Annotated in this window: 19 protein-coding genes; 9 read left to right on the top strand and 10 right to left on the bottom strand. The window is 70.3% G+C overall.

Annotated elements, in window-relative coordinates; genetic code table 11:
- Positions 1-118 precede the first annotated feature (118 nt).
- Both AB0J78_RS11545 and AB0J78_RS11540 read right to left on the bottom strand, forming a co-directional pair.
- Complete coding sequence (locus AB0J78_RS11545; RefSeq protein ID WP_363788801.1) at positions 119-895, bottom strand: SDR family NAD(P)-dependent oxidoreductase; 777 nt, start codon at positions 893-895, stop codon at positions 119-121.
- Positions 892-2,481, bottom strand: coding sequence for a long-chain-fatty-acid--CoA ligase (locus tag AB0J78_RS11540; protein WP_363788800.1), 1,590 nt, complete (start codon positions 2,479-2,481; stop codon positions 892-894). Before AB0J78_RS11540 ends, AB0J78_RS11545 begins: the two co-directional genes overlap by 4 nt.
- 220 nt (positions 2,482-2,701) lie before the next feature.
- Here AB0J78_RS11540 and AB0J78_RS11535 point away from each other — a divergent pair, with 220 nt between their 5' ends.
- Both AB0J78_RS11535 and AB0J78_RS11530 read left to right on the top strand, forming a co-directional pair.
- A complete protein-coding gene (locus tag AB0J78_RS11535) occupies positions 2,702-3,919 on the top strand; it encodes an MFS transporter (RefSeq protein ID WP_363788798.1) in 1,218 nt (405 codons plus the stop codon).
- Between the two features lie 116 nt (positions 3,920-4,035).
- Entirely contained in the window at positions 4,036-4,659 is a 624-nt protein-coding gene (locus tag AB0J78_RS11530) for an HNH endonuclease family protein (RefSeq protein WP_363788797.1), read from the top strand.
- Between the two features lie 46 nt (positions 4,660-4,705).
- On the opposite strand, the gene AB0J78_RS11525 is transcribed toward AB0J78_RS11530, so the two are convergent.
- The gene (locus tag AB0J78_RS11525; RefSeq protein WP_363788796.1) at positions 4,706-5,686 is read right to left on the bottom strand and encodes a TAXI family TRAP transporter solute-binding subunit; all 981 of its coding nucleotides are present in this window, start codon (positions 5,684-5,686) and stop codon (positions 4,706-4,708) included.
- Positions 5,676-7,736 (bottom strand): TRAP transporter fused permease subunit, encoded by a 2,061-nt coding sequence (locus AB0J78_RS11520; protein WP_363788795.1) that lies wholly within the window; start codon positions 7,734-7,736, stop codon positions 5,676-5,678. The genes AB0J78_RS11525 and AB0J78_RS11520 overlap by 11 nt, the downstream gene beginning before the upstream one ends.
- Before the next feature lie 155 nt (positions 7,737-7,891).
- Between AB0J78_RS11520 and AB0J78_RS11515 the strand changes: the two genes are divergently transcribed.
- On the top strand, positions 7,892-8,512 hold the full coding sequence (locus AB0J78_RS11515) for an L-threonylcarbamoyladenylate synthase (protein ID WP_363788793.1): 621 nt from the start codon (positions 7,892-7,894) through the stop codon (positions 8,510-8,512).
- A gap of 43 nt (positions 8,513-8,555) precedes the next feature.
- Here AB0J78_RS11515 and AB0J78_RS11510 read toward each other — a convergent pair whose 3' ends face one another.
- Entirely contained in the window at positions 8,556-9,668 is a 1,113-nt protein-coding gene (locus tag AB0J78_RS11510; RefSeq protein ID WP_363788791.1) for an LLM class flavin-dependent oxidoreductase, read from the bottom strand.
- A gap of 349 nt (positions 9,669-10,017) precedes the next feature.
- On the opposite strand from AB0J78_RS11510, the gene AB0J78_RS11505 reads away from it, so the two are divergent.
- Positions 10,018-10,221 carry a cold-shock protein gene (locus tag AB0J78_RS11505; RefSeq protein WP_125088080.1) on the top strand — a complete coding sequence of 68 codons (204 nt, stop codon included), beginning with the start codon at positions 10,018-10,020 and terminating at the stop codon, positions 10,219-10,221.
- A 144-nt stretch (positions 10,222-10,365) separates the two neighbouring features.
- Here the strand turns inward: AB0J78_RS11505 and AB0J78_RS11500 are convergent, their stop codons facing one another.
- The gene (locus tag AB0J78_RS11500; RefSeq protein ID WP_363788789.1) at positions 10,366-10,923 is read right to left on the bottom strand and encodes an FABP family protein; all 558 of its coding nucleotides are present in this window, start codon (positions 10,921-10,923) and stop codon (positions 10,366-10,368) included.
- A 130-nt stretch (positions 10,924-11,053) separates the two neighbouring features.
- Between AB0J78_RS11500 and AB0J78_RS11495 the strand changes: the two genes are divergently transcribed.
- The 4 genes from AB0J78_RS11495 to AB0J78_RS11480 all read left to right on the top strand — a co-directional run bounded on the left by AB0J78_RS11495 (position 11,054) and on the right by AB0J78_RS11480 (position 16,582).
- Positions 11,054-11,584, top strand: coding sequence for a hypothetical protein (locus tag AB0J78_RS11495; RefSeq protein WP_363788788.1), 531 nt, complete (start codon positions 11,054-11,056; stop codon positions 11,582-11,584).
- 417 nt (positions 11,585-12,001) lie between these two features.
- On the top strand, positions 12,002-12,127 hold the full coding sequence (locus AB0J78_RS11490) for a hypothetical protein (protein ID WP_281290238.1): 126 nt from the start codon (positions 12,002-12,004) through the stop codon (positions 12,125-12,127).
- A gap of 186 nt (positions 12,128-12,313) precedes the next feature.
- Positions 12,314-15,472 carry an arabinosyltransferase domain-containing protein gene (locus AB0J78_RS11485; protein WP_363788786.1) on the top strand — a complete coding sequence of 1,053 codons (3,159 nt, stop codon included), beginning with the start codon at positions 12,314-12,316 and terminating at the stop codon, positions 15,470-15,472.
- Positions 15,473-15,661: 189 nt separating this feature from the next.
- A complete protein-coding gene (locus tag AB0J78_RS11480; protein WP_363788784.1) occupies positions 15,662-16,582 on the top strand; it encodes an AEC family transporter in 921 nt (306 codons plus the stop codon).
- Positions 16,583-16,589: 7 nt separating this feature from the next.
- Here AB0J78_RS11480 and AB0J78_RS11475 read toward each other — a convergent pair whose 3' ends face one another.
- Genes AB0J78_RS11475 through AB0J78_RS11460 form a run of 4 tightly spaced genes read right to left on the bottom strand, consistent with a single transcriptional unit; the run spans position 16,590 to position 21,512 of the window.
- Positions 16,590-18,866, bottom strand: coding sequence for a molybdopterin-dependent oxidoreductase (locus AB0J78_RS11475; RefSeq protein WP_363788783.1), 2,277 nt, complete (start codon positions 18,864-18,866; stop codon positions 16,590-16,592).
- Positions 18,867-18,924: 58 nt separating this feature from the next.
- Complete coding sequence (locus tag AB0J78_RS11470; protein WP_363788781.1) at positions 18,925-19,749, bottom strand: hypothetical protein; 825 nt, start codon at positions 19,747-19,749, stop codon at positions 18,925-18,927.
- A gap of 57 nt (positions 19,750-19,806) precedes the next feature.
- Positions 19,807-20,565, bottom strand: coding sequence for a CoA-transferase (locus AB0J78_RS11465; RefSeq protein WP_363788779.1), 759 nt, complete (start codon positions 20,563-20,565; stop codon positions 19,807-19,809).
- A gap of 8 nt (positions 20,566-20,573) precedes the next feature.
- Complete coding sequence (locus AB0J78_RS11460) at positions 20,574-21,512, bottom strand: CoA-transferase (RefSeq protein WP_363788777.1); 939 nt, start codon at positions 21,510-21,512, stop codon at positions 20,574-20,576.
- A gap of 119 nt (positions 21,513-21,631) precedes the next feature.
- Here AB0J78_RS11460 and AB0J78_RS11455 point away from each other — a divergent pair, with 119 nt between their 5' ends.
- Complete coding sequence (locus tag AB0J78_RS11455; RefSeq protein ID WP_363788906.1) at positions 21,632-22,525, top strand: LysR family transcriptional regulator; 894 nt, start codon at positions 21,632-21,634, stop codon at positions 22,523-22,525.
- Positions 22,526-22,540 lie beyond the last annotated feature (15 nt).

Here is a 22,540-nt window from a genome sequence, read left to right as displayed (position 1 = left end):
AACCACTCCGGCGAGGCTCGACGTTACTGTGCACCGAGTTGCAATGCAACTGGTTGCATAGGTGCGCGATCGGGTGGACTCCCGGAGAGCGCTCGCGGGACGGCGAGAGATCCGCGGGTCAGAAGTTCACGTAGCCGCCGTCGACGGTGAGCGCGTCGGCGGTGTGGTACGCGCTGGCGGGACTGGCCAGGTACACCGCCAGCGAACCGAAGTCGCCCGGCTCGCCCCAGCGGCCGGCCGGAACCCTCGGCAGCACCTTGCGGTGGAAGGCCTCCGAGTCGAGCATCGGATCGGCCAGCGGAGTGCTCACCCAGCCCGGCAGCACCGCGTTGGCGCGAATGCCGTGACGGGCCAGCTCGATCGCGATCGACTTGATCATCGACACCAGCGCGCCCTTGCTCGCCGCGTACGCCTGCCCGCGCGGCTGGCCCTGCCGTGCCGCCAGGCTGGAGGTGCCCACGAGGCTCCCGCCCTCGCCCTGCGCCAGCATCTGCCGCGCCGCCGCCCGCAGCGTCAGGAACGCCCCGTCCAGGTCCACCCGCGTGACCCGCCGGAACTCGCTGAGCTCGGTGTCGACGAAACGACTTCCGGTGCCACCGATCCCGGCGTTGGCGAAGCAGGAGTCCAACCGCCCGAAGGTCTCCACCGTTCGCGCCATCGCCTGCTCGACCTGCTCCTCGTCGCCGACGTCGCAGCGCACGGCGAGCACCTTCCCGCCGTGCCCTTCGAGCTCGCGCGCCGCAGCCTCGTTGCGCTCGGCGTTGGTGCCCCAGACGCACACCGAAGCCCCGGCCGCCGCCAGCGCGTCGGCCATCGCCAGGCCGATCCCGGAGTTGCCTCCGGTGACCAGCGAAACGTGCCCCGTCAGGTCGAACGGATTGGGCTTCTCGCTCACTGGGTGCCGCCTCCCTGCGGGGTGTGGGACTGCTCGCGGTACTGGCTGCGCAGCGTCGTCTTGAGGACCTTGCCGCTGGGGTTGCGCGGCAGCTGCTCGACCACGCGGATCTGCCTGGGCCGCTTGTACCCCGCCAGGCGGGCGCGGCACCAGCTCTCGATGTCCTCGTCGGTCGGCGGATCGCCGGGCTCGCGCGGAGCGATCACCGCCAGCGGGGTCTCGCCCCATCGCGGGTCCGGGACGCCGATCAGCGCCACCTCGCCGACCTTGGGATGTCCCGAGAGCGCTTCCTCGACCTCGGCGCAGTAGATGTTCTCGCCGCCGGAGATGATCATGTCCTTCTTGCGGTCCACCACGTAGATGTAGCCGTCGGCGTCCTGGCGCACCAGGTCGCCGGAGTGGAACCAGCCGCCGCGGAAGGACTCGGCGGTCTCCTCCGGCTTGTTCCAGTAGCCGCTCATCACCGTCGGTCCCCTGTAGACGATCTCGCCGACCTCGCCGGCGGCGACGTCGTTCATCTCGTCGTCGACGATGCGCACCTCGACGTTGAGCATCGGCGTTCCCACCGAACCGATCTTGCGCAACGCGTCCTCGGCGCGCAGCGCCGTGGTCACCGGGCTGCACTCGGTCTGCCCGAACACGGTGCTCAGCTCCGCCTGCGGGAACGTCGCCATGATCTGCCGCAGCAGCGTCGTCGACGCCGGTGCCGCGCCCCAGCTGATCCGCCGCATCGCCGAGAGGTCGTACTCGGCGATGTCGGGCAGCGAGCAGATCGCCTGCCACTGGGCCGGCACGAAGAAGCAGCCCGAGATCCGCTCGCGCGCCAGCATCTCCACCGTCTCGCGGGGGTCGAACCGCCCGGAGGACGACAGCACGATCCGGCCGCCGCGCAGCAGCGGCCCCATCAGCCCCGACACACCGGCGATGTGGAACAGCGGCACCCCGACCAGGTACACCCGGTCGTCCTCGGAGACCCCGTTGTGGATCAGCAGGCTGCAGGTGTGCATCAGCAGGTTGTAGTGGGACAGCACCGCGCCCTTGGGACGCCCGGTCGTGCCGGAGGTGTACATGATGAACGCGGCGGAGTGCAGGTCCACCTCGACCTCGTCGTGCTCGGGCGAGGCAGCGGCCAGCGCCTGTTCGAAGTCCGCCGACTCCGGGCCCGCGTCGCCGCCGCCGACGACCAGCGCGAACCGCGTCTCGGGAGCCTGCCGGCGGGCCTCGGCCACGGTCTCGGCGAGGAACGAATCGGTGATCACCGCGCTCGCGCCGCTGTCGGTGAGGGCGTAGGCGATCTCGTCGGCCACCAGCCGGAAGTTGACCGGCACGCAGATCGCCCCGATGCGCGAACCGGCCACGAACGCCTCGATGGTCTCCAGGTGGTTGAGCGTGGCGACCGCGAAGCGGTCACCCGCGCCCAGCCCGCGGTCGCGCAGCGCGCCGGCCAGCCGCGTGACCCGCTCGTCGAACTCGGCGTAGCTGCGGGAGACCTCGCCGTGCCGCAGCGCGATCTCGTCGGGGATCTTGCGGGCGTGACGCGCGAGCTGGTCGCTGAGCGTCATGCCCTGGCCGGGCTGTGCGGACATCGTCACCTCGCCGTTGAGGGGATGGGCCAACTCATCGTGCGGGCGCGGCCGGAGGCGGTCAAGGCGAAGACTGGGCGTTTTGTCCACCCCGGCGTAATGAACTTCACGCTGCGCGAAGGGGTTTCGGGAGCTCCGGTTGTTCCAGGCCTGGTCTCCGGCGTGCAAGGCTGATCTCGGAGCAAGTGGTCGAGCCAATGTCGCGGCGAGGTGTCAACGGAGAGTGACCGAGAAAGAGCAGCCCTTCGAGCTGAGAACCGTTGCCCTCGCGGCCTTCGGACCCACCCTGCTGTTCGCGACCGGCGAAGGCGCGATCCTGCCGATGATCCCGCTGATCGCCGCCGACCAGGGCGCCGGACTCGGCGCGCTCGGCCTGATCGCGGCCATGATCATGGTCGGTGAGCTCGTCGGCGACCTGCCCAGCGGCGCGCTCGTGCACCGGCTCGGCGAACGCACCGCGATGATCCTCGCCTCGCTGGTGTCGATCGCCGGACTGCTCGGCTGCTACTTCTCCACCAACCCGTGGCTGCTCGGCGCCAGCGTCTTTCTCGTCGGGCTGGCCACGGCGGTGTTCGCGCTGGCCAGGCACGCGTTCATCACCACCGGCGTTCCGCTGCGCTACCGGGCCCGAGCGCTGAGCGTGCTCGGCGGGCTGTTCCGCGCCGGCTACTTCATCGGCCCCTTCGTGTCCTCGCTGGTGCTGGTGATCAGCCCCGAGAAGCGATCGGTGTTCCTCATCCACGTCGGCTTCGCCGTCGCCACGCTCGTGCTCCTGCTGTTCACCGGCAACCTCACCGGCGCCGACGAGCCCGGCAGGCGCGAAGCCCACCACGGCCTGCTGCCCACCATGACCCGCCACCGCGGCGTGCTGCTGCGGATGGGCTCCTGCGCCGCGCTGCTCGGCGGACTGCGCGCCTCCCGCAACGTGGTGCTGCCGCTGGTCGCCGTCGCCGCCGGACTCCCGCCGTCGACCACCGCCCTGATCATCGGCATCGCGGGCGGTGTGGACTTCGCGCTGTCCTACTCCTCCGGGCAGATCATGGACCGCTGGGGACGGCTGTGGGCGGCGGTGCCGTCGATGACCGGCCTGGCCATCGGGCACATGCTGCTGTTCGCGGTCACCGACGTGCCGACCTTCGCCGCCGTGGCGGTCCTGCTCGCGCTGGCCAACGGCACCAGCAGCGGCATCCTGATGACCCTCGGGGCCGACCTCGCCCCGCACCCCGGACCGGCCCCGTTCCTCGGCGCCTGGCGCTTCACCGGCGACTTCGGCCAGGCCGTCGGACCGCTGGTCATCTCCGGTCTCACCGCGCTGGCCGGCGTCGGGATCGCCGGTGCGGGCATGGGAGTCCTCGGAATCCTCGGCGCCGGTCTGCTGCTGCGGTACACGCCGCGCTACGTGCCGCGCCGGCCCGCGCTGAGCCTGCCGAGCGATCGTTAGCTGGGACACATGGCCCGCGTGGTGGAGTGATCGCTGGACACCCCGGATGATCGAATTGGTCGAACACCTCGCCGAGAAGGGGGAGTCGGGTGTCGGCTAGCAAGAAACCTGTCTGGATGTCGGTCGTGGCGGCGGTGCTGCTGGGCGCGATGTGGCTCGTCTTCGAGTCCGGGCTGCTCGATTCGAAGGTCAGCGCGGCGACCGGTCCCGCCGGCGACCAGCTCGCGGAGCTCGCGGTCGCTCCGGCCGGCTCGATGACCGGGTACTCGCGGGAGAAGTTCAAGCACTGGATCCCGCAGCCGGACGCCGGGAAGAACTGCAACACGCGCGAAGCGGTGCTGGCGCGCGACGGCCAGAGCGTCAAGGCCAATTCGGCGTGCGAGGTCACCTCGGGTTCGTGGACGAGCCTCTACACCGGCGAGAAGGTCGCTCAGGCCAAGGGCGTGGACATCGACCACATGGTTCCGCTGGCCAACGCCTGGCGCAGCGGCGCCAGCAAGTGGGACGACGCCAAGCGCCAGCAGTTCGCCAACGACATGAGCCTGCCGCAGCTGGTCGCGGTGGATTCCAGCTCCAACCGCAGCAAGGGCGACCAGGACCCGTCGACCTGGAAACCCACCGCCCAGGGCCAGTGGTGCGTCTACGCCACGGACTGGATCACGGTGAAGAAGAGCTACGGCCTGTCCGTCACCGACGCCGAGAAGAAGGCGCTGACGGACATGCTCGCCACCTGCGAGTGAACTGCGCGGGTGGGGGATCGAGCTCGGCTCCCCCCACCCGCCGCGCTCAGCCGCCCAGTGCCTGCTTCGCGCCCGGGTGCAGCGGCACCGGGTCGCTCCTGGTCGCCTGGCCGCGGTCGATCTGCTTCGCGGAGGGGTGCACGGCCTCCAAGTCCGCCTTCCGGTCGAACAGCAGCTTGGTCACCGCGCAGGCGTTGTTGGCCGCGAAGTCCTCCCGCACCACCAGCAGGTTCGGCACCTCGACCGTGGGCACGTCCGCCGGAAGACCGTAGGTCGCCCCCGGGATGGTGCCCTGCTCGTAGACCGGGCTGATCTTGTTCAGCTCCGGCAGCAGCGGGGTGATGTCGATGAACTTCACCGCACCGCCCAGCGTCGTGGTCAGATCGGTGATCTCCGGCGTCGGCAGACCGCCCGACCAGAACAGCCCGTCGATCGTGCCCGACTTCATCCCGTCCACCGACTTGCCCAGCGCCAGCCGCTGCGCCTGGATGTCGGCACCCGGGTTCAGGCCCGCGGACTCCAGCAGCCGGTTCGCGATCACCTCGGTGCCCGACTTCGGCGACCCCGTCGAGATTCGCTTCCCGCGCATGTCCGCGACGCTGTTGATGCCCGAATCCGCCTTCACCACCACGTGCGTGGAGTTCGGGTAGATCCTGCTCAGCGCCTGGATCGACTGCTGCTGGCCGTCGAAGGAGCCCTTGCCCGCCACCGCGTCGGCGGCGGTGTCGGCCAGGGTGAAGGCGATGTCGTAGTCGCCGGCCACCAGCTGCTGGATGTTCTGCACCGAGGCACCGGTTTCGGCGGCCGTGGCGCGCAGCTTGGTGTTCTGGCTGATCACCTGCGCCAGACCACCGCCGAGCACGTAGTACACGCCGCCGGTGTTGCCGGTGGCGATGGTCAGCCTGCCGTCACCGGCCTCGCAGGACGCCGCCTGCCCGGCGGGTGGTTCCTGGACCTGCTTGCCACCGCAGCCGGTGAGCACCAGCGCCGCCGCGGCCGCGGTCGCCAGCAATGCTTTAATCCGCATCGAGCTCCTCCTTGAACTTCGCCTTGCGGCGCAACACCAGCTGGGCGAGCAGGCCCAGCACGCAGAAAACGAGCCCCACGGCGATGACCGGGGGTTCGAGGTAGAGCAGGCACAGCGCCCCCGGCGCGAACAGCGCGCGCACCAGGGCGGGCACCGGGCCGAACAACCAGCCGCCGGTGACCACGCTCAACGCGCCCACCGCCACGACCGACACCGCCAGCACCCACAGCACGGTCACCGCATCGGCCTGCAGCAGCAGCGCCGCGCCGTTGTCGGTGAGCACGAACGCGATCGGCACCAGGAACGCGGGAAGCGTGTACTTCCAGGCCTGCATCATCGTGCTGATGACCCGGCCGCCGGTGATCGCGGCGGCGGCCACCGCCGCCAGCGCCGTCGGCGGCGTGACCTCGGACAGCACCGCGTAGTAGAAGATGAACATCGCCCGCTCGGCGTCGGCCACCCCGAGCTCGCCGAGCGCGGGGCCGATGACCACCCAGGCGATGATGAACGACGCCGTCACCGGCACCGCCAGCCCCAGCACCCCGACGGCCAGCGCCGAGAACACCACCGTGAGCACCAGGATCACCGTCGGGTCGGACGAGATCGCGTTCGCCGCCTGCACCAGCGCGTCGGCGAGCTCCTGGCCGAGGCCGGTCTTGGTGATCGTCGAGGTGATGATCCCGGCCGCAGCGCACACCGCCACCACCGGCAGCGCCCCGCGCACCCCGAGCGACAGCGCGTCGACCATGCTCCGCGCCCAGTCCAGCACCGCCCGGCCAGGACCACCGGTGGCGCGCACCAGGTTCGAGACCAGCGCGAACAGCGCCGCGACACCGGTGGCGTAGACGACGGCGGCGAACGGCGGGATGTTCATCGCCAGGAACACCACGATGATCGCCAGCGAAAGGAAGTGGTACCCGCCGCGCAGCAGGATCCGCCACGCGCTGCCGTGCTCGGTGTCCACGGCCTCGGCGCCGAAGCGCCGCGCGTCGGCCTCCACCGAGAACACGATGCCCAGGTAGTACAGCAGCGTGGGCACGCACGCCCAGATCAGCACCGTCAGGTAGGAGGTCTGGAGGTACTCGGCGATGATGAACGCCGCCGCGCCCAGCGTCGGAGGCGACAGGATCGCCCCGATGCCCGAGGCCGCGAGCAGACCACCGGCGTTCTCCTGCGGGTATCCGGCGCGGCGCAGGATCGGCCAGGTGATCGATCCCAAGCTCACCGCCGTCGCCGTGCCCGAACCGGACACGGTGCCGAGCAGGAAACCCGACAGCACCGCGGTGCGGCCAGGAGCGGTGCGCGAGCGCTTGAACGCCGCGAAGGAGAAGTCCACGAAGAACTGCCCGGCGCCGCTGGCCGACAGCACCGCCCCGTAGAGGGTGAACAGCACGATGTAGCTGGCCGCGACGTCGAGGGGAGTGCCGTAGAACCCGCTGGCGTCGTTGTAGAGCGCGTTGATGATCTGGCTGAAGTCGACCCCGGCGTGCGCGATTCCCCAGTGCTGCGGGAGGAAACCGCCGTAGTAGGCGAAACCGACGAAGGCAGCACAGATCACCGGCAGAATCCAGCCGGTGGTGCGCCGGGTCGCCTCCAGCACCAACAGCAGCAGCAGCGACCCCGCGAGGATGTCCAGACCGGACAGGCTGCCCTGCCGGTCGAGGAAGGCGTCGAAACCGCCCGAGGTGAACGGCAGCACCGGGTAGAAGCCCACCAGCAGCGCCAGCGCGGACAGCGCCCAGTCGTACCAACCGGGATCGTCGCGTTCGCCGGAACCGCGCCTGCCGCCGGGGCGGTAGGACAGGAACACCAGCGGCAGCGTGCATCCGAGGAAGATGACCAGGTAGAACTGGTTGCCCTTGGTCAGCGGGAAGAAGACCTGCCGCAGCACCAGCAGCGCGACCGCCAGGGCCGCCAGGTAGACCAGCAGTTCCGGTCGGCGGGAGAGCCGACGGGCGGGTTTCTCCTCGTCGTGGGTCGCGGCGATCTCGCCGGGATCGGTGGTGCCTTCGGGAAGTTCCTCGCGATCAGGCCGTGTCGCCCGGCTCATGCTTCGCCCTTTCGGCCCGTTGTGCTCCGGCGGGATGTAACCGAGGTCACTTCCCGGTGCAACAGGATGCGCGGGCGAACAGGGGATGTCCATAGATCGACTCGCCGGGTTCGGTTGCGCTTGGCAACCGTGACAGGACTCCTATGCTGGGCCGCATGGCGAAGTACTTCGACGTTCATCCGGACAACCCGCAGCCGCGCTCGATCGGGCAGGTGGTGGAGATCCTCCGGGGCAACGGACTGATCGCCTACCCGACCGACTCCTGCTTCGCCCTCGGCGCCCAGCTGGGCAACAAGGACGGCATGGACCGGATCCGCTCCATCCGAAACCTCGACGACCGGCACCACTTCACGCTGGTGTGCCAGAACTTCGCGCAGCTCGGCCAGTTCGTGATCATCAACAACGCGGTGTTCCGGGCGATCAAGGCGTCCACACCGGGCAGCTACACCTTCATCCTCCCCGCGACGAAGGAAGTACCGCGCCGGCTGCTGCACCCCAAGAAGAAGACCGTCGGGGTCCGCATCCCCGACCACGTCGCCGCCCAGGCCCTGCTGGCCGAACTGGGCGAGCCGATGCTGTCGAGCACCCTGCTGCTGCCGGGGCAGGAGGAGCCGATGACGCAGGGCTGGCAGATCAAGGACGAGCTGGACCACGTCCTGGACGCGGTCATCGACTCCGGTGACTGCGGCGTCGAACCCACCACGGTCGTCGACTTCTCGACCGACGAACCCGAGGTGGTGCGAGTCGGCGCGGGCGACCCTTCGCGGTTCGAGTGATCGAGGGCCCGGATAGCGGAATCCGAAGCGGCGGCTTCCGCTTTCAGCTCCGCTCGGCGAGCGGGAGCCGGATCCCCTTGGCCTCCAGGCGGGGCAGCACCTCGGCGACGAAGTCCTCGAGCTCGCCGACGTAGTCCAGGAACGCCAGCGTCATGCCCGAGAGGCCGGCCTGGGCGTAGCGCTCGATCTCCTCGGCGACCTCCTGCGGGGTGCCGATCAGCGGGCAGGTCCCGTGCCCGGCGGCGAATCGGGTGCGCAGGGTGTCTATGATGTCGTTGGCAAAGGACTGGGCGTACATGCCCTGCAGCCGCATCAGCTCCTCGACCGCGTCCCAGTCGGCGTTCTCCTCGGCGTAGTGGCGCAGGAACTCCTCGGCCTCGGCGCGGGTCTCGCGGCACACCACGAAAGCCGGCGCCATCACCCCGACGTCGCGGCCGTGCCGGGTGCGCGCGTCCCGCCGAACCTCGGTGACCACTTCGGATCCGTGGCCGGGATCGCTGAGCGCGGTGAAGACGAAATCGGCGTTGCGCGCGGCGAAGGCGCGGCCCTGCGGGCTGGATCCGGCGTTGATCAGCGGCAGCGTGCCGTTGACCGGCTTGGGGCTCGCTCCGACTCCCTTGAGGTCGAAGAACCTGCCGGGCAGGTCGAACCGGCCTTCGCGGGTCCACAGGGCTCGGACGTGGTCCCACCACTCCTGCGCGAGGGCGTAGCGGTCGTCGTGGGATTCGGGCAGTTCCAGGCCCATCGCCTGGTATTCGGGCTGGTTCCAGCCCGCGACGATGTTGAGCCCGGCTCGGCCTTCACCGACGTGGTCGAGCGTGGCGAGCTGCTTGGCGCTGACCACCGGGTGGTTGAAAGCGGTGTGGACGGTGGCGAACACGGTGATCCGCCGGGTGGCGGCGAGCAGTCCTGCCGCCCAGGGGATGGGCTCCAGAACGCTCTCGTGGAAGCCGGAAGTGCCCGGATAGCCGATGAATCGGGCGATGGGCAGGAGGAAGTCGATCCCGGAGTCGTCGGCGAGGCGGGCGAGCCGGAGGTTGTCGGCCCAGCTCGCACCCCACCTGTCGGCGACGTTGGTGATGGCGAGACCGCCGGAGCAGTTGGGGGAGAAGAGGCCGAGCTTGAAGTCCCGGCTGGTGAGCAACGTGCTGGACATGGTTCTCCTCATCCGATTGTGAATGGATTTCACCTCGAACGGGAGGGCTGGGACAAGATCCTCTTCTTCCCGGAACGGCGTCCCCGCACGCGCTCGGACCACCGAGAAAAATGTGACTCCGGTCACTACACGGCCGGGCGAAAGAGGCAGACGTGTCCACGAGGGACCGTGTAGTGTTCGTGTCGGTCGTATTTTTCTGGGGTCGTGTTCGCGCACACTCGCAGGATGGTGATGCGAGCGTGCTGCTTTCTGGTTGTAGCTGGACAAGTCGCCGTTCGATCCGCGGCCCAGGCCGTCACGCAGTGTGACGGTCTGATGTAGTACCGGCTCCCAGAAGGAGAGAGCAAGCATGGCACAGGGAACCGTGAAGTGGTTCAACTCGGAAAAGGGCTTCGGCTTCATCGCCCCGGACGACGGTGGCCCGGACGTTTTCGTCCACTACTCGGCCATCGACGCCCGCGGCTTCCGCAGCCTCGATGAGGACCAGAAGGTGAGCTACGAGGTCAGCCAGGGTCCGAAGGGCCCGCAGGCGGCCGACGTCCGCGTCATCTGAACACGGCGTCTCACGTAACACCGGAACGAACTGCCGATTGAGGTAGCCGTTCCACTTCAAAGAGCCGGTCACACGGCCCGCAGACAAGAAGCCCCGCACTTCGGAAACGAGTGCGGGGCTTCTTGCGGTTCAACCCGATTGGTCTCAACCGGCGGAGCTCACCCGGTGCAGGGCCGCGGAGACGTGCGGAGTCATCGGCTCCCCGACCATCTCCCGGCTCTCGGCGTAGTCGAGGGCGTCCCCGCGCAGCGCGTAGGAGCGTTGCGCCGCCCGAACGTCCTTGGCGGTGGCCGTCGCCAGCACGGTCTCCGTCTCCAGCGTCCAGAGCCCCGGTTGCGCGCTGCCGTAGAAGATTTCGAGCAGGCCGGTGGCGTGCGTCAGCAGCAGCTCCAGTCGGCCGTCGGCGCCGGGACGCCACCAGCCGGTCTCCCAGGCGGCCGGGCGCAGCACCTGGCCCTCGGCGTCGAGCAGCCACGCCTGCGCCTGGTGGCGCAGGAAGGGGCGCCCGTCGTGGGAGATCGTCACCTGCTGGCCGAAGCGGAACGGGCCGTCGATGGTCGGGTAGTCCACCTCGCCCTCGCCGCGCCACACGCCGACCAGCTCCCGCAGCGGCGCGCACGCGTCGTGCAGCGGCGGACCGCTGCCCGGCTCGGCGGTGTCGGCGGGGATCGGCAACCGGGTGAAGTCCTCGGGAATGCTCACCCCGGCAGCCTAGAAGCCGGTGCGAGCGGTGTTCGCACCGACACGGCGGGGCGTGCCGGCATCTGGGAAATCCACAGTGGACATTGCTCGTGGTAGGTGATCGTCCTTGTCGTCACCGGCGACGCTGTGCTTGTCTGCGAGTGTGTACCGGATCTACTGCTTCCAGAAGCTCGCGGTGACCGTGGAAGGCGTCGACTTCGCCGACCCGGCGCTCGCCGACGAACCCGACGTGCGCGAACGAGGTGTTCGCCTCGAACTGCGCGGCCTGTCGGAGTCCGCCGAGGCCGGCTCGATCTACTCCTCCAGGGCGGCGTGGCTCAGCCGTGCCATCTGCCGCTTCGACCTGCTGGAATCGCGGCCGCGCGCGGCCGACCGCATGCACTGGCACCCGGAGATGTCCGACGGTGAGCCCGGCGCGCGCGTCTTCGACGCCGAGCTGTCGGCCGACCCCATCGCCTGGATGGCGCGAGCCCTGCGCGACGTCGGCCCGTTGCTGCAGCGCGCGGGGCTGGATCCCGCCGCGCACGCCGGCGACGTGAGCGCTATGGCCGAGTCCGCGGGCGAGATCACCGACGTGGTCGCGAAGATCCTCGCCGAAGCGCGCAAACCGTGGCCCGAGGTGACTCGCGACGAACGCGGATTGGCGCAGATCAACATGTGACCCCGTTGCACCGTGGATTTCAAGAACGTGCCGGTTCTGAGCAGAACGTGAATTCCGAGGGCTATTCGCAACGCTTTCCCGAGAGAGTGACATCGCTCAAACGGTTGCGAAATGTCCGCATCGGAGGCGACGGCTACGGCCGGGTGGTGGTCTGGTCCCGAGACCGGATCTCGCGCACGCGCGCAGCTCACCGAGGCCCTTCACCGCACGCCCCAACGGGCACCGACTACTCCGTTCGCGGGTCGGCGGGATGACTGACCGTGATTGGAAGCTTCCGGGGGGTGGCGTGGTCGGTCATTTAACTGCCGGTTATCGTTTGTGCAACGGCGCTGCCACCCGACGGGTTGAGCATTTCCCCATGAGAAGCAGGTAGTCGGGTCCAGTGGATCGGGCGCCGCCGAGAAGAGGAATCCTCCCATGGTGCGTGCTGTCGGAACGTTGGCTGTCGTTGGTGCCGGAGTCATCGGGTTCTGGGTCGGATACTTGTTCGACGCCCGGCGCAACCCGATGACCGGTGACCTGGAACCGGCCCTCGCGGCCTGATCCTCCGCTCGTTCCGCGGTGGCTGGTCCGCCCGTCGGTCCTCGGCGGAAGCCGGGTGACGAGGATGCGCCCTCGATGCTCGCCTGACCACGCAGACTCCAGGTTGTCACCCGCCAGGGGTAAGTGGACCGTCGTCACCGTTTAAGCTCTGCGAGGAGCAGTCCTGCGAGGTTAGGTGGCGAGCGCGTGAGTCAGCGTTCGACGCGGTTCACGCGTCGCGACCCGGCGCGGCGAGGCGCGCGCATCGTGGCCGCGGTACTCGGTTTGCTGTCAGCGCTGCTGGCGGTCGCGGTACCGCTTCTCCCGGTGAACCACGACGTCACGACCCTGAAGTGGCCCACGGCCGAAGGCACCCGTTCGGTGTCGGCTCCGCTGCTCACCCACGAACCCCTCTGGCTCAACGCCACCGTGCCCTGCGCCGCGGCCCGCAACCTCGACGACCGCGTCAACGGAGCGGGCGAGCTGCTGGCCACCAACGCGCCGTCGGGCACCTACGGCGGCCTGACCGGCATGCACCTGCAGATCGACAACGGGCAGGTCAGCTTCTTCTCGCGCGGCCACCAGATCGGCGCGGCGGCCCTGCCGGCGGGGGACTGCGCGATCACCGTCAACTCCGACGCGGGGGAGACCCGCGCGGACGTCGCGGGCGTGCCGCTGGGCTCCGCGGGCGGTGACCAGCGACCGCAGCTCACCGGGATCTACTCGCAGCTGGACCACCAGCGCGATGACGTGCGCGGACTGGACTTCCAAGCCGGTGTCGACACCCGCTTCGCCACGACCCCGACGGCGCTGAAGACCACGACCATGGTGCTGGCCGTGCTGTGCTTCATCGGTTCCCTGCTCGCGCTGCGCAAGCTGGAGATCCGCGCACCCGTGCGGTGGCTGCTGCCGGTGGGCTGGTGGCGGCTGGGAGCGCGCGACGTCGTGGTGTTCGCCGCGCTCGCGGTCTGGTGGCTCATCGGCGCCATGACCGCCGACGACGGCTACATCCTGACGATGCTGCGCGCCGCCCCGGACGCCGGTTACGTCACCAACTACTTCCGCTGGTTCGGCAACCCCGAATCGCCCTTCGGCTGGTTCTACGAGATCTACGCGCTGTGGGTGCACATCTCCGCGGCCACCCCGTGGGTGCGGCTGCCCGCGCTGTTCCTCGGCGTCGTCAGCTGGTTGCTGCTCAGCCGCGGCGTGCTGCCGCGGCTCGGCCAGCAGGTCCGGCGCAGCGAATCGGCCGGGTGGGCCGCCGCCGCGGTCTTCCTCGCGTTCTGGCTGCCCTACAACAACGGTCTGCGGCCCGAACCGGTCGTGGTGCTGTTCTTCCTGCTCTCGGTCTGCGCCGTGGAACGCGCCGTGGCCACCGAGCGGCTGACCCCGGCGGCGCTGGGACTGCTGGCCGCCGCCCTCGGGCTGGGCGCGAACCCGCACGGCATGGTCGCCGCGCTGCCGTTCCTCGCTGCGGCCAAGCCGCTGCTCCGACTGCTGTGGCGGCGCATCCGGGAGGTCGGCGCGCTGCCCGTGCTGGCCCCGATCGCCGCGGCCGGTCTGGTGATCCTGGTCGGGGTGTTCTTCGACCAGACGCTGCAGTCGGTGCTGGACTCCGTCGAGCTCAAGACCGAGTTCGGCCCCAACGACTCCTGGTACGAGGAGCTCGGCCGCTACGAGAAGCTGTTCGACAAGTGGCCGGACGGCTCGCTGACCCGCCGCTTCCCGGTCCTGCTGCTGATGCTGTGCATCGTGTCCAGCGGTGTGGTGTTCCTGCGGCGCGGCAAGATCCGCGGAGCTGCTGTGGGGCCGAGCAGGCGGATGCTGGGCATCGCGGTGCTGTGCTTCGTGGTGCTGGCCGCCACCCCGACCAAGCACACCCACCACTTCGGCGTGTTCGCCGCCATCGGCGCGGTGCTGGCGGCGCTGACCGCGCTGGCCACCAGCGCCGCCGTGCTGCGCTCCCGCCGCAACCGGGCCGGGTTCTTCGCCGGGTTGATGGTGGTGTGCGCGTACTCGGTGACCGGCACCAACTCCTGGTGGTACGTCTCCGGCTGGGGCGTCCCGTGGTTCGACAAGGCACCCAGCCTCGACGGACGGCACGCCAGCACCGCGTTCCTGGTCGTCGGATTCCTCGCCCTGGTCGTCGCCTTCGTCGAGCACGTGCGCCACGGCGAGCCGCCGGTGGTGACCCCGACCGCGCGCAAGCGCGTGCTGAGCCTGGGCGCCGCACCGCTGACGATCACCTGCGCGCTGTGCCTGGTCGGCGAGGTCGGGCTGTTCGCCGTCGGCATCGAGAAGCAGCGCGGCAGCTACAGCCTGGGCCCGGACAACGTCAAGCAGATCACCGGGAGCAGCTGCGGGCTGTCGGACTACATCAACGTCGAAGCCGACCCCCGCCGCGGAGTGCTCACCCCGTCGGTCAACCAGCCGCGCGTGTCCAGCGACCCCGCGCAGCCCCCGGACTACCTGCGCGCCGAGCAGCAGGGCTTCCACCGCTTCGGCCATCCCGGCAGCGCGCAGTACACGCCGCCGTTCGGCTACGGCGGTGACGACGCGCCGGTCTGGGGGACCTTCGACACCGACGCGACCGGCACCGGCGAGATCCGCACCCCGTGGTTCGACCTGCCGCCGCAGGCGACCGAGGGCACCACACCGGTGGTGATGCAGTTCGCTGGCTCCTCGACCGGCGGGAACTCGCTGCGCGTGGAGTGGGGCCGCGAACTGCCCGGCGGCTTCGAGATCAGCGGGCACCGGGACTTCCCGTTCAACAGCGGTGCCTGGCATGACGTGCGGTTCGACGCCCCCGGAGCCCAGAAGGTCCGGATCGTGGCGGCCGACCAGCGCGACGACGAGGGCGGGTGGCTGGCCTTCAGCGCCCCTCGCGTGCCGGTGCTGACCACCATGACCAACCTGATCGGCAGCCAGCCGACGTTCGTGGAGTGGCCCGCGGCGCTGGTGCACCCGTGCCTGCAACCGGCGAAGATCCGCAACGGCGTGTTCGAGATGCCGCGGTTCCGGATCGCGGGCGGCGGCATCATGCGCGACATGGGGCAGTCCTGGTCGGCCCCGGGCGGCGGCGGCCCGTTCGGCTGGCTCAACGTCGGCGCCAGCGTCCGGCAGCTGCCCGCCTACCTGCAGGGCTCGCCGAACCGGGACTGGGGAACGATCTACGTGGTCGACCCGTACAACCCGGACACAGTCGGTGCCGAGGCGGCGATGCAGGTGCGGAGCGAGACGCACTGGGGTGACTGGAGCCCGGGTCCGCTCACCGACGCCGTCAAGCTCCCGGGCCGGGTGCCCACCTCGGATGGCCGGACCGATCTGCGCCCGGTGGAGCCGGCGATCATCGGCGACGAGAGCTGACGCCTCGCAGCGCCTCGTGGTGTGAGAGTGGCCATTCGGACACCGCTCCACCGGTTGTGATCGATTAGGATCGCTAACGGGTGGGCGCCCGGGCGATGACGCCGCAGTGAGCGCCGAAAACCGCGTTGAGGAACAGCAATGCTTCGCGCGCGCTTCCACAGTGGACCGCGCGCTGGGGTTGGAGGCGTCGTGTCGGGTGTGATCCAGGGCTTCGGCGTCATCGGCGCCATCGTTCTGGTCGGTTACGTGCTGGGGCGGACCGAGGTGCTCGGCGACCACGGGCGCGAGGTGCTCGCGAAGATCTCGTTCTACGTCGGCACCCCGGCGCTGCTGCTGCAGATGCTCTCCGAGTCCGACGTGCACGTCCTGTTCTCCGCTCCGCTGCTGGTCACCGCGCTGAGCACGTTCGCGGCGGCGGCGCTGTTCGTGCTGGTGGCGTTGTGGCGGCGGTGGAACGTCCGGCGCACCACCATCGGCGCGCTGTGCTCCAGCTACGTCAACGCCGGCAACCTGGGCATCCCCGTGGCGGTCTACGTCCTCGGCGACGCGACCCTCGTCGCTCCGGTGATGCTGTTCCAGCTGCTGGTGATGACGCCGATCGGGCTGACCGTCATCGACTTCGCGCAGGCCGGGGAGAAGACCTCGACGTGGTCGCGGCTGCTGGCACCGTTCAAGAACCCGATCGTGATCTGCTCGCTGCTGGGCGTCTCGCTGTCCCTGCTGGGCTGGCGCATCCCCGGGCCGGTCTCCGAACCGCTGACGCTGCTCGGGCACCTCTCGGTGCCCACCGTGCTGCTCGCCTTCGGCGTGTCGCTGCGCGGCTCGCAACTGCCGGCGGGCGGGGCCGAGCGGTGGCCGGTGCTGGTGTCGGTCGGGCTGAAGTCGTTCGTGCACCCGGTCATCGCCTGGGCGATCGGCGCGGGGCTGTTCGGCATGGAAGGCGCCCCGCTGTTCGCGGCGGTGGTCATCTCCGCGCTGCCCGCCGCGCAGAACCTGTTCGTCTACGCCTCCCGCTACAACGTGGGGGTCCGGCTGGCCCGCGAGTCGATCCTGCTCTCCACGATCCTGTCGGTCCCGGTGCTGGTCACGGTCACCGCCCTGCTGGGCTGACCCGCGCTCAAGCCCGGTGCATCGGCGGCGGGGTGTGGGCCGCGACCTCCGGGGGCGGGCCGGTGAAGGGCTCCACGTCGACGTGCGTGCGCTGGCCCGCGCACCCCTGCGACAGGCGTGAGGCGGGGACGTCCTCGGTGAGGACGTTGGGGTTGCCGTGCGCGCACAACTCCTGGCCCGGCTGTTGCGGATCGGGTTGCGGATCGAACCACGCCCCGGTGGGCAGCACCGCGACACCGGGACGCACCCGGTCGCTGATGCGGGCACCGGCCAGGCACGAGCCCCGGTCGTTGAACACCCGCACCACCGAGCCCTCGGTGATGCCACGAGCGGCGGCGTCGTCGGGGTGCAGCGTGATCGGTTCGCGGTCGGCGACCTTGGACTCGCGGCTGACCGCGCCGACGTCGCCCTGCCCGTGCAACCGGGTCGGTGGCTGGTTGGCGATCAGGTGCAGCGGACCCCGACGCTCCTGCGGCAGCCAGACGGGGTGCCCCGGGCAGTCGTCGTAGCCGAACGACTCGACCGTCGCCGAGTGCAGCTCGATGCGTCCGCTGGGCGTGTGCAGCGGGTCCCCCTCGGGATCCGCGCGGAACCGCACCAGCGGCGGGTTCTCGGGCATCGCGGGAAGCCGCAGCTCACCGTCCGCCCAGAAGGTGTCGAAGTCCGGCAGTTCGTGGCCCAGGGCGCGCAGCTGGTCCCGCCACTTGTCGTAGAGGTGCTCCAGCCAACCCCGGGCGCTGCGCCCCTCGGTGAAGCGCTGCCGCACGCCGAGCCGTTCGGCGAGCCCGCTCAGGATGCTGAAGTCGTCGCGCGCCTCGCCGATAGGGTCCAGGACGCGGTGCATCGCGGTGAGGTGCGTGTCGCGGCGCCCGGCGCCGAGGTCTTCGCGTTCCAGCGTCGTGGTCGCCGGGAGCACGATGTCGGCGTGCCGGGCGGTGGCGGTCCAGTGCGTCTCGTGCACCACCACGGTTTCCGGCCGGGCGAACGCGCGACGCAGCCGGTTGAGGTCCTGGTGGTGGTGGAACGGGTTGCCGCCCGCCCAGTGCACCAGCCTGATGTCGGGGTAGGTCAGCCGCTGTCCGTTGTAGTCGTACCGCGCTCCCGGGTTGAGCAGCATGTCGGCGATGCGCGCGACCGGGATGAACGTGCCGACGGGGTTGGGGCCCTGCGGCAGCGTCGGCAGCCACAGCACCGGCCCTTCGTCGCCGACGTCGGCCATCGAACCGTAGCCGTGCCCGAAACCGCCGCCGGGCAAGCCGATCTGACCCAGCATCGCCGCGAGCGCGATCCCGGCCCACACCGGCTGCTCGCCGCCCCGGGCGCGCTGCAACGACCAGGTGACCGTCACCAGCGTGCGCCCCGAGGCCATCCGGCGGGCCAGTTCGCGGATGTCGTCGGCCGCGATCCCGCAGATCGGGGCCGCCCACTCCGGTGTCTTCGCGACGCCGTCGGTCTCGCCCCGCAGGTAGTCGGCGAAGACGTCGAACCCGGTGCAGCAGCGGGACAGGAAGTCGGTGTCGTGCAGGTCCTCGGCGAGAAGGACCTGCGCCAGGGCGAGCTGCATCGCCACGTCGGTGCCGGGCTCGATCGAGTACCAGCGCCCGCCCGCGGGAACGTCGGCGGTCAGCGGGCTGATCGAGGCCACCGCGACTCCGGGATCGGCCGCCGCGGCGGCGCTGGTGTGCCGGGTGACACCGCCGGGCGAGACCGACAGGTTCTTCGTCGGCAGCCCGCCGAAGGCCACGATCAGGTCGGTGTGCTCGCGCACGGTCGCCCAGCTGTCGGCGTAGCCGAGCACCGCGGCCGAGCTGCCCACCACGTGCGGCAGCAGGACCTGCGAGGTCCCGAAGCTGTAGTTGTTCCGGGAGGACGTGTAGCCGCCGATGGTGTTGAGGAACCGGTGCAGCTGCGACTGCGCGTGGTGGAACCGCCCGGCGCTGCCCCAGCCGTAGGAACCGCCGAAGATCGCCTCGTTGCCCGACTCGACCCGCACCCCGTCCAGCTGCGCGGCGACCAGGTCCAGCGCGGTGTCCCACTCGACCTCGACGAACTCGTCCCGGCCGCGCTGCGCGGAGGGACCCGGTCCGCCGGTGAGCCAGCCGCGCCGGATCGCCGGGCGCATGACGCGCGTGTCGTGCCGCGCGATGCCCGGCACGTTGCCCAGCAGTGGCGAGGGGGCCGGGTCGTCGGGGTGCGGCCGGACCCGGACACCGCCGTCGGCGTCGGCGGCCGCCCGGTAAGCGCCCCAATGCGCGGTCGTCGGCACCCAGCGCTCGGTCGGCATCCGGCTCCTCCCGTGGCCGGAGGTGCTCCGACCTGCGAACTCGTGGTCGGCCCCGATGCTACCGGCGCTCGGAGAACGTCACCGACGCCTCGGCGGAGACCTGATCCGAGCGCACCGACATCGTCCCGTCCTCCTCGCCGCACACCAGCACCGGATCACCGGAGAACACCGGGCGGCGCAGCCGGTAGGACACCGAGCCGAGGCTCCCGTGCTCGCGGGCGAGCTCGGTCATGAGCAGCACCAGCAGCGGTCCGTGCACCACCAGCCCCGGATAGGCCTCGACCTCGCGGCAGTAGGGCTCGTCGTAGTGGATCCTGTGCGTGTTGGCGGTCAGCGCGCTGAACCGGAACAACCGCGTCGGCTCGCCGACGAACCGCTGTTGCCACGGCACGCCGGAGGACGGGAAGTCGGTGGGCCGCAACCGGTCCGGGCTCTTGGTGTCGGTCTCACCGCTGCGGTAGACGTAGTCGACCTCCTCGGCGATCCGCAGCCGGCCGTCCTGGCGGAACTCGCGGCGCTCGGTCACGAACGCCATCTCGCCGGAACGACCCTGCTTGACCTTGACACCGCCCAGCTCGGTGGTCCGCTCGGCGGGAGTGCCCAACCGCAGGGGCTCGTCGATCGTCACCCGCCCGCCCGCGAACATCCGGCGCCGATCGGGCACCGGCGGCAGGAAGTCGCCGTTGAGCGGGTGCCCGTCGGGGCCCAGTTCGGAGTGCGGCGGCCAGGACAGGAAGTGCACCCAGTGCCAGAGCGGAGGCAGCTCGTCGACCGGCGCCGGTACCTCCAGCACGTTGGCCAGCGCCCGCGACTGCTCCGGCTCCATCGAGTCGTGCTCGACCACGGCCTCCGGCCGCCAGTCCCGCAGAAACTCCTCCAACACCCGATACCTCCTCGTCGACCTTCGAGGTGCCCCGGTCATCCAAACATGCCGGAAGCCTCAGCGGAGGTAGACGCGGGCCGGATCCACCTCGTGCCTGAGCGTGCGGAGCTCGGCCTCGGTGGGCGGGGCGATGGTGCTGAGGTCGTCGGCGACCTGGAGGTCCCAGCCGGTGGCCTCGCGGACCTGATCGGCGGTGACGCCCGGGTGGGTGGCCACGAGGCGGAGCTCCTCACCGGCTCCGTCGCGCGCGAGGATCCCGAGGTCGGTGATGACCCGGGTGACCCCCTTGCCGCGCGGGCGGATCCCGTCGGCCAGGGCGCGATCCGGGCCAGGGGAGGTGCAGAAGTCGAGTTCGGCGGTGAACGAGCGGGGGTCGTGGCGCCGCATCACCACGAAGACCTCGCCGGAGTTGGCCATGACCTCCATGGCCCCACCCGAACCGGGCAGCCGGACCGCGGGGGAGTGCCAGTCGCCGATCACCGAGGAGTTGAGGTTGCCGAAGCGGTCGATCTGCGCGGCACCCAGGAAGCCGACGTCGATCCGCCCGCCCTGCAGCACGTAGCCGAACAGCGCGGTCATCGGCAGCACGGCCTCCGAACCGGTGATCAGCACCGCGTCGGCGATCGTCTCCGGCAGCTGGTCGGGATGCGCTCCGCACACCCCGGACTCGTAGACGATCTCCACGTCCGGCGCCACCGTCCGCTGCGCCAGCGACACCGCCAGCGTCGGCAGACCGATCCCGGCGAAAACCGTGTTCGCACCGGCGAGTTCGCGCGAAGCGACCGAAGCCAGCAGCTCCGACGACGTGATGGACATGATCCTCCTCAAAGCCTGCGGCCGTAGTTGACCGGCTCGCTCCACGCCTCGCCCACGGCCAAGCCCGCCCAGCGCTGCTCGCCGAGCTTGGCGACGTACTCGGAGTGGTCGGCCGTGCCGAACACCCACTCGTCCAGCCACGTCCGCAACCGGTCCGGATCGCCGCTGATCCGCGACCACTCTCGGTAGAACTCGCCGTCGCGGTCGTAGTAGCCCTGCACGAACGCCGGATGCGCGCCGCGCGAGCACTCCACCACCGCGTCCACCGCGTGCGCGGGGATCACCGTGCGGTTGGGGTCGGAGCGCACGACCTCGTCGGCCACCACCTCCTCGACCACCACGATCGCCTTGCGCGCGGCGTAGACCGCCTCGGCCTGGATGCCCGTCAGACCCCAGATCTGGGTGTTGCCGGACCGGTCCGCGCGCTGCGCCTGCACGATCGTCACGTCCGGGTTCAGCGGCGGGACCACGTAGATCTGCTCCTCGCCGCCGTCCTGATCCGGATAGGGCGAGGTGACCTTGCGGATGCCCGGGTTGATGCCGGGGACATCGCTTCCGGCGTAGGAGCGCAGCGGGTAGAACGGCAGCCGCTGCGCACCGGCCAGGTAGCGGCAGATCATGCCGTAGTGGCTGTACTCCTCGAAGTCCAGAGCGCCCGCCTCGACCCGACGTCGCAGCTCGCCGAGCGATCCGGCCGTGGAGTTGCCGACGAACGAGGAGATCAGCCTGCTCACGCAGTCACCCGCGATGAGCTGATCGGTGACCACGTCCGCGGTCATCCGCGCGATGGTCAGGTCCCGGCGGCCCTGCCGGATGATCTCGTGCCCGGCCGCGGTCGGGATCAGGTGCGTGAAGCCCTCCAACGACACCGTGGCGCCGTCGGTGACGAACTCGGCGATGGCATCCCGCATCGACGTGGTCTTGTCCGACTTGCTGACCTGCGACATCGATGCCCCCAGGGGTTCTGCGGTTCGCCTGCGCCTCAGCCTGCCACCCCGGATTGAGACAGGTCCAATACCGAATTAGTGTCAGATCCAGAGCGGAGTCGAATAGATCGGGGATGGGTGTGGAGCTGCGCTACCTGACCGCCTTCGTGGCGGTCGCCGAAGAGCTGCACTTCGGCCGCGCCGCCAAGCGACTGCAGATGGCCCAGCCGCCGCTGAGCCAGCAGATCAGGCAGCTGGAGAAGGAGCTCGGCGTGCGGCTGTTCGAGCGCAACACGCGGTCGGTGCGGCTGACCAACGCGGGGGAGTCGTTCCTCGAACCCGCGCGCACCGTCCTCGACGACGTCGACATCGCCGTCGGCGCGGCCAGAGCCGCCGGGCGAGGCGAACGGGGGCGCGTCACCGTCGGGTTCGCCGGGGCCTCCAGCCACGAGGCGCTGCCGGTGCTCACCCGCGCGGTGCGCGCCGCCCACCCGGGCCTGGAACTGGTGATGCGCGGGCAGACCTACGCCGACGTCGCCCTGGCCAAGGTCGCCGACGGAACCCTGGACCTCGGATTCGTCCGGATGCCGGTCAACCAGCCCGGCGTGAACACCCGCGTCATCGAGGTCGAAGAGCTCATCTGCGCCCTGCCCACCGACCACCGGCTGGCCGAGCTGGACCGCGTCCCCATCGCCGAGCTCGCCGAGGAGCCCTTCGTCAGCTTCCCCTCCAACGCCGGGTCCACGCTGCGCGACGCCCTGGTCAAGGCGTGCGTGGCAGGCGGATTCACCCCGCGCGTGGTGCAGGAGGCACCGGACTCCTACACGATCCTCGCCCTGGTGGCGGCCGGTGTCGGAGTCACGCTGACGCTGACCTCCTGCCAGCACATCCAGCAGACCGGTCTGGTCTACCGCCCGCTCGCCGGCGAACCGACCCGCTTGCGGGCCGCGCTGGCCTGGCGCGAGGACAACACCAACGCCGCGCTGCACACCGTCCTCGGCATCGCCGAAACCGCCCTGCCCACCCCTGATTGATCTGAGCTGCGTCTC

It is taken from the genome of Saccharopolyspora sp. NPDC049426, assembly GCF_040676935.1.
In the GTDB taxonomy this organism is placed as follows: Bacteria; Actinomycetota; Actinomycetes; order Mycobacteriales; family Pseudonocardiaceae; genus Saccharopolyspora.
This window is presented reverse-complemented; position numbering and strand designations above follow the sequence as displayed.